This window comes from Pedobacter sp. R-06 (assembly GCF_049913135.1).
GTDB lineage: Bacteria > Bacteroidota > Bacteroidia > Sphingobacteriales > Sphingobacteriaceae > Pedobacter.
In genome coordinates this window covers 3381219-3395448 of sequence record NZ_CP183977.1, presented here as the reverse complement: position 1 = coordinate 3395448, position 14230 = coordinate 3381219, and the positions used below count along the sequence as shown (strand labels likewise).

Below are 14230 nucleotides of genomic sequence, written 5' to 3'. Positions count from 1 at the left end.
GAAAGTTGAGTTTGATCATCTATTCTCACTACTGGGAATTTTTGAAAAACTGCCTATTGTAATCAATTCGTCCTTTGGCTGGGCTCGAACCATTACATTTATCAGGCTAACTGTTTGAATTATCTAAAGTGGGCATTTCGGCGAAAATGGCCACCCGTTCCGCATTTAAACTGTCATCCATTTCGCTTTAAAGTGACCGCCTGTTCCGCGGCAAACCGGCCACTCTGATCTTTCGATTAGCTTTTTTGCAATTGACTTTCAGGAACAATCTTTCAATTTATGCATAAAATAAAGGCTCCTAGGAGCATATCTGCATTTTCGGGGTGGACTATTCTTTGGGTTGCGCCCTAAAACTATTTCTGAAAATATTGGATACTTAAAGTTCATTTTTATTATGGGATAAGAATTGTAGCCCCGGTTGTTTTTCTGTTTTCCAACTTCCGATGTACTTCTGCCGCTTCTGCTAGTGGAAAGCGATTGGGATTGATTTCACCAAAAGTTCCTCTTAAATATTGCTTATAAACTTCTGCCGATAAGTCTTCAAGATGCTGGTGAGATTGGATGTAGCGACCTATATCTGGACTAACAAAACGAATTTGATTTTGAATAAGGATATTTTGATCGACCTTGGGGAAACCCGAAGCATAGCCAAAAAGTATGGCCGTACCGCCAGGTTTAATCAGTTCAACTGATCTGCCAAAGGTAGCGGCACCCACACCGTCATAAAGTACATCTATTTTTTGACCGCCAGTTATTTGCAGTACCCTTTCTACAGCGTTTTCCATATCAAGGGCAATAACCCCATCAAGTCCCACCAGCTGTTTTTTCTTTTCTTCTGAACCGACCGTACCGATAACCGTTGCTCCTAAAGACTTTGCCCATTTTGACAAAAGTGAGCCTACACCTCCCGCTGCGGCATGTACCAACAAGACATCTCCCTTCTTTACTTCATAAACAATATTCAGCAACACATTTGCAGTAAGTCCTTTTGCCTGTAAGGCTGCTGCCGTTTCATACGAAATTTCATCGGGAAGGTGTACAAGATTGTCAGCAGATACCAGCCTTCGTCCAGCATAAGCTCCCATGGCGTGATGGTAGGCCACACGGTCACCAGTTTTAAAATTGGTAATATCTTTGCCGACTGCCTCTATGATACCGCTGGCTTCTACGCCAGCCCCTGTTGGAAATTTTGTTACAGGGAATGTGCCATTTCGAAACATAATATCTACAAAATTTACCCCGATGGCTTCATGCTTAAGCAGTATTTGATTTGTTGCGGGATTACTGACAACCTCTTCTTCATATACCAATACTTCCGGACCTCCCTGGCTGTACATTTTGATTACACCTGAGGTACTGTTGTCATTTATTTTTTTCATGTTTTTCGTCTTATACAGCCCCAATCTTGAATAATTGTTCAAGATTGGGGCAAAAAAATTATTCCTTTATTTTAATTTGATAAGGTTATGAGTGATAAGGGCACCTCCGAATTCCTGCAATCTACCGCCTTCATCCAGACCTCCCAAATCTATCGGATAAAAGCCCAGGTTTTTTGCAAAGGTTAGAACTTTTTTTTTCGACCCTTCATCATCCCCTGAGACAAAGATCACACGTCTACCTTTATCCACATTAGGATCTGAAGCCAAAACTGCGGCCGGTAATGTATTGAATGCTTTCACAAGTGAAGCACCGGGAAATAAACTGGTATTAACCCTGCTGGATGTTTTTCCGCCGAAATCTTTAGGTTTAAACTCTGGAAAAACAATGGCATTGCTCGTATCTATAACGGTACGTCCTTTCCAGTCTATATCTTTTACAGCATCCGGTATCTGATCAAAATGAACGGCGATCAGTACAAGGTCTGCCTGAGCTGCTTCAGTTGGGGTTCCTGCAGTTACTCCGCCCCCTAAAGTGAAGGCCAAATCAGCCAATTCGACGGGTTTTTTCCTGCTGCTGATGATTACTTTATAACCTGCTTTTGCTGCATGTCGTGCAACAGCTTGTGCTATGTGTCCTGCCCCCACTATTCCGATGGCCTTAGTAGCTTCTTGAGGATTCTCCTTGTTTGATATTTCATTTTCCATCTCTAAATTTTTTAGTTCTTAAAATATTACTTGTCCAAAGCCGGTAAAATTTACCAAGGAAACGATCCTTCCGGTGCAGAGAACAGTACTGAAGGGTCATTCTCTCCAAGAGCTGCACGTACAATATTGCGGGAAGCCTCTTCGACGGTTTCCGTTCCCTCAAAATTATTCATGGCGGTCGCTGCAAAACCAGGACTTGCGGCCTCTACACGGATATTGCTAGATTCCAACTCAATGGACAAGGCCAGGGTAATTGCGTTGACGGCTGTCTTGCCTGCACCGTAAACAACATTGAAGCCTCCACGGTACGGATATTCCGGGTCTGCATTAAGATTTAAAGATGCCATACCACTGGACAGATTAACGATGCGGGCAGAAGGAGCCTTGTGAAGCAATGGCAGAAAGGCCTGGGTAACAGCCAGTAGTCCGAAAACATTTGTTTCCCAAACAGCTCGTATCTCGTCAATATCTGCTACACTGGCTTTGCCAGACGCCAGTATTTCTTCCAATGACCTTTCTGATGAACCTGCATGCGAGATCCCGGCGTTATTGACCAATACGTCGAGTCTGCCAAATTCTGTATTTACCTGATTGGCTGCCTTCAAAATGGATTCCTTATTGGTTACATCAATGGCGATCGGATACGCATTTTCACCTATTTCCGATACAGCCTCTTTTGCATTTTCTAATTTGCGAGACCCGACCAGTACAATGAAACCATGGCCTGCCAGCTCTTTTGCTACCTGTTGGCCGATACCTCGGTTAGCTCCTGTGATCAACGCTACTTTTTTTTCTGTTTTTTGCACTGAATTCTCTGAATTTGACATTGTCTTAAAATTTAAATGTTAATATAATTTATATTTGAATGATTGTTCAAAAATGGAGTAAAAAAAATTTATCGTGTTATCATATCCAAAAGATCATCAACGATTTTGGCTATGCGGTTTTTATCCTTATAAAGAATGAAATTCTGCCCCAAGCCCGGCAAAGTGGCTACGATGAGTTGGGCCAATGAGAAAGTATCCTGCTTATCACTGATAGCCCCAGTTTTTTGTGCATTGATGACCATTTGTTCGAAAATCTCAAACAGTTTATCCATGCTGTTCTTCAATAAATGATGCGTTTCATCATCTGTCGCCGCGAGCTCGAAAGAGCTTTTAACTGAAAGGCAGGAGTCTTGGCTTAGTACGGAATTGGTAGCAACCTCCATATAAAATTCACGAAGTAATTCGAGCGGATTTTTCTGTGTTTCCTTTTGCTTCAAATCGTAAACATAAATGGGGTTCAGATAATCCTTGAGACAAGCCAAAAATAAGTCATGCTTGTTTCCAAAAGTATTGTAGATACTTCCGGGATTTAGCCCGGTAGCTTCTACCAAATCTTTCATCGAAGTGGCGTTATAGCCCTTCTTCCAAAATACCTGTAGTGCTTTGGAGATGATCTTTTCCTCGTTAAATTCTATTACTCTCGGCATAATGATTCAAGGATAAGATTTATTTTTGAATGAACGTTCAAAAATAAGTAATTTTTTGCACTTTTTTTTATTTGTATATTTCAACTAAACTGGTTCTTCCTGGGCATTTCGGCAAATGTGTACGCGCGTTTCGCATTTATGCTGACACCTCCTTTCGCTCCAAACTGTACGCCTTGATCTTCAGGTCAGGATTTCTTTGCACAGCAGTTCCGATAAAATTTCTAAGTTCAGGTCAAATTAAAGCCCCAGAGATAAAATCGATGCCTCGTGTGATCTTGCATTCATCAGATTGAGTTTAAGCGCTTCAAAGCGTCTTTTTGATGGATTTTCCGGTTTCATCCGAAGGATGATGGAATGGTGATCTAAAGGAAAGTGGGAAATGAGGATCCCGAACGGGAAACCGTGGTGCGCCTAAGGGAAGAAGTAAATTTGCAGCCAAGCCGCTATGCGTTCAGAGGGAAAGGAATGACTTACCAAAAAATCCGGCAGCCAAATTCGCGTACAGTTTGGAGCGAAACGGACTGTACAGATTTAGTGAAATACGCAGGTAATTCAGAAAAAGTCGAATTTATGATCTCTACCAAGATTTTTCACTTATTTATTCAAACTATATTTTATATCGTAATTCACTATTTTTAAAGTATTGTTTTCCATATAAAAAGTCAACGTCTCTATGGTTTTATTCAGTGTTCTTTTAACATTGAAAGTTAGTGTATATACATTTTTGCTTTCATCATTACTTACGGTTTTTGTATGCCATTCAATTAAGTCGGCACTAACTACAGTTCCTTGTTCATTTGCAATTTTAGTATAGTTTTTTAGTAATGTTTCCCTGCTTAATACATGAAAGAATTTTGAGCTAAACAGACTAATGGTACTCGGATATTGTTGCTTTTTTAAAGCATTATAAAATTTATCGGATATGGCTTCAGCTTTATTTTTGTCTTCAACATTGTCAGTTGTTGTTGTTTTAACAGTACAACTTATAAAAATTGAAATCAAAATGAACATGAATAGATATGTTTTTATGTTAATTTTCATTTTAGTGTATAAATAAATTTAGAAGAGAGTTAGGCTTTACATCATAATCATTGGTGTTTGGTATCATCACTACGACAAAAAGATTATCACGTTTTTTTAAGAATAATATTTCTGACGGGACCGCATTTTGGGGTGATCTAAGAAGGCTGAATTTAGATTCAGAAACTGCTTTGACTCTGACAAAAAAGGTAAACGGAGTAGATTATGCATTGCTTCCAAATTCCCGGCTTTATGTTTTCCCCATTCCCGATCAGGAAATAGTCTTTCATGGATTGAACAGAATTTACGATAGATTTTTTATGTCGTCCATGTCGTCATACCGGCCGGAAGAAATCGATCCTGGCTGGTATGGTTCCATTAAAATTTTTCTTTAGAGTATAACATAGACGTACAAGGTCTTATTCTTCTTGGAAAATTAAATTGCCCGTTTAAAATCCGTCTGCTGTATTCTTTATTTTATAATTATGCATCGATTATAAAAATATTTATGGGTTCCAAGTTTTCTAACTTGTCCTTAAACATAATATCTTTTTTGCGTTTGCCGAACAAACCTAAAATGATAAATAAAGCCATTAAAGACATCATTGCAGATTTTGGATGAACTATAAAATGGGTAATGATTAAGACAATGGCTAGGATTAATAAGCTTACAATTAGTGCTAAGCCATTACTGGTTGTAAAGAAACCAGGTTTAAAAACGATTTTATCATCTGGATCTTTATTGATATTGTACTGAGATACGAAGTAATAAAATAGGCTAAATACACTTTCTTCAACCACAGCACTATTTTGATCCTTATCATTAAAAGATAAATTCTTACTTGATCCATCTCGGAGGTATAAAGTAATATAGGTAACACTCGATGCCGAGAAATAACATCTGTAAGATTTTATATCCTCCCATCGATAGTTAAACTCATTTTTTAGCTCATCATCCTGTAACCCAAACTCGCTTATTTTGAAATTTTTATCGTCAAAATTTAAGATAATCTTTCGTGTAAATAAAAGTTTGATTTTTTTTTGGAATACAAATGGGATAACACTTAATACTATCCATGCAACGACTCCTAATTTGGGCATCATTAGTAATCTCGCAACAGATATTAACAGAAGTGTGATCAGTAGATAAGCTGGCAAAGCATATAGGAATGCTTTGCCAGTATTATAACTTTTTGTATTGTATGAAATCGTTTTGTTGTGCATCTTATTATTGCTGCGTAGCTTGATAAGCATCATAACCTAAAGTCCCCACTGCTATACCTACTCCAACGGTTCCATCATAAGCCTCTCCCAAGCCTGTAAATTCAGATGCCCCCGCTAAAGCAGCTAGTCCTAAAGCTATCCAGTCATCTGCAGTAGCATCTCCATTAATTATATGGTATACAGCAGGACCGCCACCAGCTATCATACCTATAACAGTTCCACTACTTGTAAGTGCTTTAAATGCAACACCACCTATAGCCTCACCATTAGCGACAAAATTCAGCGCATTTGCTCCAGTCATCGAAGTTCCGTAAGAATCCATTCCAATGGTGATTGCTGTAAATGCACCCGTACTAGAATTAGAAGGATTTGCTGTAATAGTCACGGTATTTAGCTGTATGGGGTTAGATCCTGTTCCAAATCCATATCCGCCACCATCTCCACCAGCGCCTGACCCACTACCACCGCCTCCATCAAAAGATATGTTTGAAAACATCGCATCGGCCCCACCACTAAAATCATAATTTCCCTCTGCATAATTACCAATTCCGTTCTGTGCAATGTCGTTAAGCATCTCGGCAGCGGTCATTCCGCCTTTAATCTTTAGTCCTTCCATGTTGTCCATCAGTTCAATCTCTTGGGCCAGCTGGTCAAAGTTTAATTTTTGTCTTTTCATTTTTTTTAGTTTGAGTTGAAAAAAAAAGATGAGGATATCTGGAATTAAATGTCTACAAGAATTATGAAGAAATCATGAAGGAAAAAGACAGCTATGTATTATAAACTGAAAACATTATAATTTGGCCAAATAATTAATCTAAGATGAATTTACGCTCATTTCCAACTGAAAGGCAATTAGATATGATGGACTGTGGTCCGGCCTGTTTAAAGATGATTGCAAAACACTATGGTAAATTTTATTCTTTACAATATTTAAGGGATAAATGTGGTGTAACAAAAGAAGGCGTGTCATTCGATGATATCAGCCATGCAGGTGAAGCCATTGGCTTACGTACCTTGTCATTAAAGTGTACTTTAGAGGATTTGCTTGATAAAGTTCCATTACCAGCCATCATTCATTGGAACAATAGCCATTTTGTTGTCGTTTATGCTGTTAAAAAACAGTCTGAAAGTAAAAGTTCTGTTTTGGTATCTGATCCTGCCAAAGGTCATATCAAATATGATGTTACCGAATTCGCTTCCAAATGGTTAAAGTCTGGTACAACAAAGGGAGTATTGATGGCTATCGAGCCTCAGGCAGAATTCTATGAGAAAAACGGGGAAGAAAAATTAAGCAGGAAAAAGACACTGGAAAATTTTATAGGCTATTTCCGGCCTTATAAAAAGAGTTTTATTAATCTTTTTGTAGTCATGTTATTGGTCACCGTTTTGCAGGGACTGTTGCCCTTCATCAGTAAATCGGTGATAGACGTTGGTATACAGACGCAGGATATAGATTTTATAAATATTGTACTGGTGGCCAATATAGCCATCATTGTAAGTGTCTTACTAAGTAATATGGTGCGCGATTGGATTTTATTGCATATCACCTCAAGGGTAAACATTGCGTTAATATCTGATTATCTCATTAAATTAATGCGTTTGCCCATTACGTTTTTCGAGAACAAGATGACAGGTGATATTCTGCAGCGTGCACAGGATAATGAAAGAATCCGGTCTTTCATCATGAACAACTCCTTAAGTATGCTTTTTTCTTCGCTTACATTCGTCGTTTTTGGGGTGATCATGTTTATTTATAATCCTATAATCTTCTATATTTTTTTAGCTGGAAGTACGATATACGTAGGCTGGGTTATGGCTTTTTTAAACATTAGAAAAAAACTGGACTGGGAATATTTTGAACTTGTTTCGCAAAATCAAAGTTACTGGGTAGAAACTATTTCGGCCATACAGGATATCAAGATTAATAATTACGAAAAACAAAAGCGTTGGAAATGGGAAAATATACAAGCCCGTTTATATAAGGTAAATCTAAGGGTGCTTAATATAACAAATACCCAAAACTCAGGCGCACAGTTTATTGACAGCTTAAAAAATCTTTTTATTACCTTTTACTGTGCAAGGGCAGTGATTAGCGGAGACATCACTTTTGGCGTCATGATTTCCATCCAGTTTATTATCGGAATGTTAAACGCACCGGTTGTGCAGTTTATCCAGTTTATTATTTCCTTTCAGTTTGCAAAAATCAGCTTTTTAAGACTTAACGAAATCCACCAGCTGGAGGATGAACATGAAAATGTCGGTCAGAATAGTATCGAGCTGCCTGATAATAAAAGTCTAATCATCAGTAATGTCGCTTTTCAGTATACGCCAAACGGAAAATTAGTGCTGCGGGGTATCAGGCTTATAATTCCTCAAGGCAAGGTTACTGCTATAGTTGGTGATAGCGGAAGTGGTAAATCGACCTTATTGAAGCTGTTATTACGTTTGTATAAACCCAGTTACGGTGAAATCCGGATTGGGGATATGAACATTAATAATGTGAGTTTACGCCAATGGCGGGATAAGTGCGGAGCGGTAATGCAGGATGGAAAAATATTCAATGACACTATACTAAACAATATTGTTCTGGATGATGAAAAGATAGATTATGAAAAATTAAAAAAGGCGTTAAATACTGCCAACATTAGCCAGGAAATAGAACAGTTGCCTTTAGGATATCAAACTGTAATGGGCGAACAGGGGCGTGGGTTAAGTGGGGGACAAAAGCAAAGAATATTAATTGCGAGGGCTTTATACAAAAATCCTGACTATCTATTTTTTGATGAGGCAACAAATTCTCTTGACACCATTAATGAACAAAAAATTACAGCTGCTTTAGATGATGTTTTTGAAGATAAAACTGTCATTGTTGTAGCCCATCGACTGAGTACCATCCGTAAAGCTCATCAAATTGTTGTAATGCAAAATGGTATGGTAGTGGAAATCGGCAACCACCATACCTTAATGGAAAAAAAGGGCAGATACAGTCAACTTGTGCAGTCACAACTTGATCTCAGTACGGAGGCGGGAGCCGGAACCATAGTCACCTTACCCAATAATTAATTTAATTAGTATGGAAAATTCTAAATCAATTGAGGCACTCCAGGCTGAGAGAAGTGAAGAGGTGCAACATATTATAGAACGGATGCCAACTGGTTTCGGCTTCCGCGTTTCGGCGATTGTTATACTTCTGTTTACATTGTTGTTTGTTTTTGGCTGGTTTATACGTTATCCGGATATTGTAAAGGGAGAAATTAGTATAAATACGAAAAACTCTCCTTTAAAACTCATCGCAGGCAGTAACGGGAAATTAAAAATTAATGGAATTAAGTCTATGGATAAGGTTAAAGAAGGTCAGATACTGGCATATATCGATAATCCAACTAATCCCAGGAGTGTTATTTATATTGATAGTTTGCTTAAACTGTATAACCCCAACACAGATGAGATATTAAGGATTACGGGGAAATTACCCCGCAATTTTTCATTGGGTGAACTTAACACCAAATACTATGCATTCGTAAATAGCTTGCAGGAGTTTGTCAATTCTAAAAAGGATAGACTTTTGGATAAAGAAGCTGAAAATTATAGACTATTGCTTAACGAGCAGATAGATGCGATAGCCACCACATCCAGGCGTGTTGACATGGCTAAAAACACTTTATGGTATGCTCATAAATTTTACAGCCGGGATTCTACACTATTTACAAAAAAAGTGATTAGCGAATCGGAACTCGATAAAACCCAGATGAGTTATCTTTCCAGTAAAGATGGCCTGCAAAATGCCGTTAACAATTTAATCAATGCCCAACAGGCAGTCCAGCAAACAGAAAGTAAACTACAGGAGCTCGGTATACAGAAACCAGAAAAAGAAAAAGAACTGAGAATTTCTTTGATTTCTGCTTATAATGATTTGGATGACAATATAAAAAGCTGGGAGCAGAAGTACGTTTTTAGGGCTTCTTTCGATGGTAAGGTTCAATTTCTAAAATTCTATAATGAGAACCAATTTGTACAATCAGGAGAACAGGTATTCACTATAGTACCGTCAGCAGCACAAGCATTTGGGCAGGTTATTCTACCAGCTCAGGGAAGTGGTAAAATTAAAGAGGGTCAGGAAGTTATTGTTAAGCTGGATAATTATCCGTATATGGAGTATGGTTCGATTACTGGCCGGATTAATTCAATATCTTTAACAACCAGCACCACCAAAACCGAAAAATCAGAAATAGACACGTATATGGTATTGGTTGATTTTCCTAAACAGTTAAAAACCAACTATGGAACAGAACTTGATTTTAAGGCTGAGGCAAAGGGATCAGCAGAGATCATTACAAATGATCGCAGGTTGATCCAACGTCTCTTTGATAATTTAAAGTACATTATGAAAAAATAATCCGCCGCCAAGATCTAACAGTCTACAATGTTTTATTTATAATCTCGGGTATGGTCGCCGCATCCTGTTTATGGTGCCATAACGAAAGAGGCCTTTGAAGAGAGTCTGTCTTATGGCCAACTAAAACTGCCAGAGGATCAGATGCTGACCCGGCTTGAGGTGATGGAGTATCTTGGGATAAGTGAAAGCACTTATAAGAGAAAGGTAAGGAAGGGTATTTTAAAACCCAGCAAGCTTCCCGGTGGGGACAGGTTTTATAAAAGTGAGCTGAGAGAGGAGTTTTTAGAAAGTAAACGAAGGGGGAGGATCTGATAAGCAATGTTAACAGTGGAGATTCTGAAAAATTCGAAACTCGTTTGCATATTATGAGATCCTAGTACTTGACTAGGCAGATTTTCCGTTTTAGTTTGGATTTCGAAGTTGTATAGTTGGCGAGACTTCAAACTAGACTTCATCTTTTAGAAAATCGGAGCTTTGCTGTAACATTTTTATTTTTCTAGTAAGAACCTTTTAAAGGTCCGTTTTTCCTTAGAAATTGATAAGCCATAATAGTTGAGAGATTTTTTTATGTCTTTAAAATTTTCCAAACTTAAGGTCATATCATATCCTTTATTGCTATCAAATTCAGGTAGGACATTTGAGCCCAATAAATTTTCTAATTGGTTGGTTAAGTCCTTTAGCGGCGTATTATGTATGGAAATCAATTTCTTATCTCCAGACACCCTCAAGTTACCTTGGGCTTTTTGTTTTCCAGATTCATTTCTTTTTAGCTTAGTCAAATCGGCTAACCGTTCTTTTCTTCAAAAGAAGATTAAACTGAAATTTCTTTTCATAAATTAATCTTAAAAGGTGAATAAAGTTAAGATTGCAGTCAAAAAAAGTCAAGATGTTTACGTGGTAAACTAGCTGTATTACAGGTAGTTATAATCAAATTCGGTGCGTCGGAATTTTTTTCGTTTGACGCACCTCTTGACGCACCTCGCATATGCGTTATTGGTCAAAAAAGCCACTAAATACCAAAAGACAAAAGCCTGCAAATTATTGATTTGCAGGCTTTTAGTGTTTTTTGGTGAATTCTGTTACTGATTCCAGTGGAGCCCGAAGGGAGTCGAACTCTCTATTTAATCTGCTGATAATCAGTGATTTAAAATCGATTATAGTTTTTGTTGACCAAAAACTCACCTCTATTTTTTTAAATGCAAATTCTTTACCGTAAATGTACGGAAATTTCTCTTTCCATAGATAATTAACATTCTTAAAAAGAGATTTTGTGTTATTGACTGTTAAATCAGGATTTCGTAGAGGCGATGAATAAGGAAAACTAATCATTTATGCTTTTGCATTAAGCATAAGGAACCTTTTTGCCATAGCTTTTCTTAATTTTAAAATTTTGATCGCTGTGGAAACAAAAATAAATCTGTTGTTTGGCAACTAATAACCATTTTAACGATACACCTTAAAGGCACCAACATCCTGTAGCGCTTTACGTACTTTATGGATTCGTACCAAACTGGCTGGATCTCTTTCCACGGTGAACTCTCCATCTGGTCCTTCAGATACAATTGGATCCCTGTATGCATTAACAATTGGAAGGGCACCCAACTCCATCAGATTTAAAATACGATCTCTCGCCACAGCTGTCACATTAAGCAATTTAAAGACACGATCTAAAATTACTTTTTCAAAATAAAAATTGCCGAAAGGAAAAACGTTAATCTGGACGCTTTCTCCAGTAATTGAATATGGTCTTTTGCTATCCTCCATATCCATTTGATTAATTTCAGCACTTAATCTAGTAAGTTCTTTATTGCGTTCGTTTGTTTTTGAAAGGGATGCGATTACCATTTCCGCGAACGTTTCATGGCCAGTTCCCTTATTCTTTAAATGGGTTAATTTCTCTTCCAGCCCATACCAATCATTATTTAGAATAATTTCCTCCATCTTTTTCATTACAAGGTCAGCCTGCTTAAAATCCCCGATAAAATGCAATAGCTCATATTGTTGGGACAGCGCCGCCACCATATTTTCCCAGGCACTCATTTGCTCACATACCTTGGCGATGCTACCAACATAATCAGCCTGCTCGTTGAGTATCTTTTTTTCTGACGCATCTAAATCTGATTTAACAGTAAGCATTTTTCTATCAATGTTGAGAATAATGTCGGTGTAGAATGCTTGTATATATTGGATTTTTATCCCATTTAAACAGATGTTGTGGTATGTAAATTGATTTTTATCACGTAATGCTTTTGCTTTGAGTTCATTAAAACGCTTATTATAATTGTCAATTTGTTCTGACCTAAGTTTATGTTTTTCCGGACCAACAAATAATTTTCTGCCCGACTCTCTATGCATTAGCAAATAATTCAACATTTGATCATTTAAGCGGTAGCCCTCGACCGTAAGTGCGAAACTGTCAGCGATTAATTTTAGGCTCTCATCACAGTGAGGATCTGCAAATATAGAATCGATCGCTTGTTGAAACTGTTTTAATTTTTCAGAGTCAGGGTCTTCACTTACATGGTAAACCTCAAATGCTCTTAGTATCCTGAGATACAATCCAACATATTCAGAATCCATCAACGCTTCGATATACCCGGAACTTTTTTCTGCATCAATCATCCCGAGTGAACGTTTTGATTGTATGGTATAGTAGCTCATCATACTCTGTATTGCCGAAGGAAGATCATCTATATTTTGGCTGGCAATTTTAAAATGATCTAGGGCCTTGTTGAGCTTTCCAACAAGATAGGCGGCCGTTCCACATACAAAATGAAAAATCGTACCGCCCTTGTCTAATGGATAACACTTTATTTCAAGCGTTAAGATGTCGAGAAACCTACCGGCATTTAATAGACCATAGCCATGTTTTTCCAAAAACCTCAGATTTTCGCTGAGGCTATATACATTTTGATCTTTTTGAATTACAATTGTGTCTTCTAGGGTTTCATTTCCATCAGCGAGCTTTAGTGTTTTATTTATGTTTCTTCTGAGAAAGCCAAGACTTAACATTTCCTGATGGATTTTTCCTATAACAATGCTATCAAGTAATTTGTTAAACCTGAAAGTAAACCTCTCAGGATAGTCATTGTCTGGATATTTTTCCCTTAACAATTTTTCAACTTCCTGAGCCCGCTCATAATAAAAGACATCTTCAGTTTGATTATAAAGTACGTAAAAAGCTGGTAGGCTGTCATTGAGTAAATAATTAATGTTTGAAACCTTAATTGCAAAAGAGATACTGTCATCTTTGTTCTTTTCAATCGACTGAGTTGCCTTTAACTGAACCGGAAACCTAAGGTTGGTACTGTTCCCATTCGACTTAATTTCGATAAAGAGATCAATGCCTTTATCATTTTGAAGCTCATCGCGTATCTCAAAATCATGAGCACTAAAAATATCCCGAAACTTACTTCTGGAAATCGTCTCTAAATTTGCGTTAGCATCTGATTTGGGCAGTGATTGATTGTTGAATTCGTCTCTTGTCATTTGGTTTATGCTGATAAGCGAAGTTATCGAATTAAAAAGTGATTTTATATTTTCATCAGGTTTCCAAACGCTAGGCCATTAACAAAACAAAATCTATATTCTGCGTATTTTATTAACTTGGTCCTAAATATTTTATCCCAAGTATCATTTTAGAATTTCATGAAATTGAGATCAATCAATGAAGGTCAGATACTAAAAAAATTGGTCCTAAAACATTTTTAAATTTGCCCACTTTAGGTACGAAGTTTTATTATATTTGCGCCATTGAAATAATGTTAGGCATGTTTAATTTTGATAATTAATTACCAGATTGCCTAATGGCAATCTGAATAATATTGATATTGGTCCCGTAGTTCAACGGATAGAATAGAAGTTTCCTAAACTTTAGATATGAGTTCGATTCTCGTCGGGACCACAATACAGCTTTAAATTCATCATGCAGCCTTTCTAAGTACTAGAGAGGCTGTTTTGTTTTCCGTCAAATTGATTAGGGGCTGGCCGACAACCAAACCGACAACAGATTTTGGTGGTCACTGGTTGCAA

At 37.5% G+C, this 14230-nt stretch carries 13 protein-coding genes and 1 tRNA gene; 5 read left to right on the top strand and 9 right to left on the bottom strand.

Annotated features, from left to right (window positions below; all coding sequences use genetic code 11):
- Window positions 1-392: 392 nt before the first annotated feature.
- From ACN9MR_RS13810 to ACN9MR_RS13790, 5 genes are all read right to left on the bottom strand, one after another.
- Complete coding sequence (locus ACN9MR_RS13810) at window positions 393-1379, bottom strand: quinone oxidoreductase family protein (protein ID WP_426324396.1); 987 nt, start codon at window positions 1377-1379, stop codon at window positions 393-395.
- 66 nt (window positions 1380-1445) lie between these two features.
- Complete coding sequence (locus tag ACN9MR_RS13805) at window positions 1446-2084, bottom strand: NADPH-dependent F420 reductase (RefSeq protein WP_426324394.1); 639 nt, start codon at window positions 2082-2084, stop codon at window positions 1446-1448.
- 50 nt (window positions 2085-2134) lie between these two features.
- Window positions 2135-2911 (bottom strand): SDR family NAD(P)-dependent oxidoreductase, encoded by a 777-nt coding sequence (locus tag ACN9MR_RS13800; RefSeq protein ID WP_426324392.1) that lies wholly within the window; start codon window positions 2909-2911, stop codon window positions 2135-2137.
- Between the two features lie 68 nt (window positions 2912-2979).
- Window positions 2980-3558: a TetR/AcrR family transcriptional regulator gene (locus ACN9MR_RS13795; RefSeq protein ID WP_426324390.1), complete on the bottom strand. Its 579-nt coding sequence runs from the start codon at window positions 3556-3558 to the stop codon at window positions 2980-2982.
- 594 nt (window positions 3559-4152) lie between these two features.
- Complete coding sequence (locus ACN9MR_RS13790; protein WP_426324388.1) at window positions 4153-4599, bottom strand: hypothetical protein; 447 nt, start codon at window positions 4597-4599, stop codon at window positions 4153-4155.
- A gap of 170 nt (window positions 4600-4769) precedes the next feature.
- Here ACN9MR_RS13790 and ACN9MR_RS13785 point away from each other — a divergent pair, with 170 nt between their 5' ends.
- Window positions 4770-4973 (top strand): hypothetical protein, encoded by a 204-nt coding sequence (locus tag ACN9MR_RS13785; protein ID WP_426324386.1) that lies wholly within the window; start codon window positions 4770-4772, stop codon window positions 4971-4973.
- Between the two features lie 88 nt (window positions 4974-5061).
- Here the strand turns inward: ACN9MR_RS13785 and ACN9MR_RS13780 are convergent, their stop codons facing one another.
- Together ACN9MR_RS13780 and ACN9MR_RS13775 are read right to left on the bottom strand one after the other, a co-directional pair.
- The gene (locus ACN9MR_RS13780; protein WP_426324384.1) at window positions 5062-5802 is read right to left on the bottom strand and encodes a hypothetical protein; all 741 of its coding nucleotides are present in this window, start codon (window positions 5800-5802) and stop codon (window positions 5062-5064) included.
- A 4-nt stretch (window positions 5803-5806) separates the two neighbouring features.
- Window positions 5807-6478 (bottom strand): hypothetical protein, encoded by a 672-nt coding sequence (locus ACN9MR_RS13775; RefSeq protein ID WP_426324382.1) that lies wholly within the window; start codon window positions 6476-6478, stop codon window positions 5807-5809.
- Between the two features lie 143 nt (window positions 6479-6621).
- Here ACN9MR_RS13775 and ACN9MR_RS13770 point away from each other — a divergent pair, with 143 nt between their 5' ends.
- The 3 genes from ACN9MR_RS13770 to ACN9MR_RS13760 all read left to right on the top strand — a co-directional run bounded on the left by ACN9MR_RS13770 (window position 6622) and on the right by ACN9MR_RS13760 (window position 10510).
- Complete coding sequence (locus tag ACN9MR_RS13770) at window positions 6622-8865, top strand: peptidase domain-containing ABC transporter (protein ID WP_426324381.1); 2244 nt, start codon at window positions 6622-6624, stop codon at window positions 8863-8865.
- A gap of 10 nt (window positions 8866-8875) precedes the next feature.
- Window positions 8876-10198, top strand: a complete 1323-nt coding sequence (locus ACN9MR_RS13765) for an HlyD family secretion protein (RefSeq protein ID WP_426324380.1) — start codon at window positions 8876-8878, stop codon at window positions 10196-10198.
- Window positions 10199-10339: 141 nt separating this feature from the next.
- On the top strand, window positions 10340-10510 hold the full coding sequence (locus ACN9MR_RS13760) for a helix-turn-helix domain-containing protein (RefSeq protein WP_426324379.1): 171 nt from the start codon (window positions 10340-10342) through the stop codon (window positions 10508-10510).
- 176 nt (window positions 10511-10686) lie between these two features.
- Here the strand turns inward: ACN9MR_RS13760 and ACN9MR_RS13755 are convergent, their stop codons facing one another.
- Window positions 10687-10977: a hypothetical protein gene (locus ACN9MR_RS13755; protein ID WP_426324378.1), complete on the bottom strand. Its 291-nt coding sequence runs from the start codon at window positions 10975-10977 to the stop codon at window positions 10687-10689.
- A 664-nt stretch (window positions 10978-11641) separates the two neighbouring features.
- Complete coding sequence (locus ACN9MR_RS13750; RefSeq protein ID WP_426324377.1) at window positions 11642-13687, bottom strand: DUF4365 domain-containing protein; 2046 nt, start codon at window positions 13685-13687, stop codon at window positions 11642-11644.
- A gap of 343 nt (window positions 13688-14030) precedes the next feature.
- On the opposite strand from ACN9MR_RS13750, the gene ACN9MR_RS13745 reads away from it, so the two are divergent.
- Window positions 14031-14102, top strand: a tRNA-Arg gene (locus tag ACN9MR_RS13745).
- The last annotated feature ends 128 nt before the right edge of the window (window positions 14103-14230 follow it).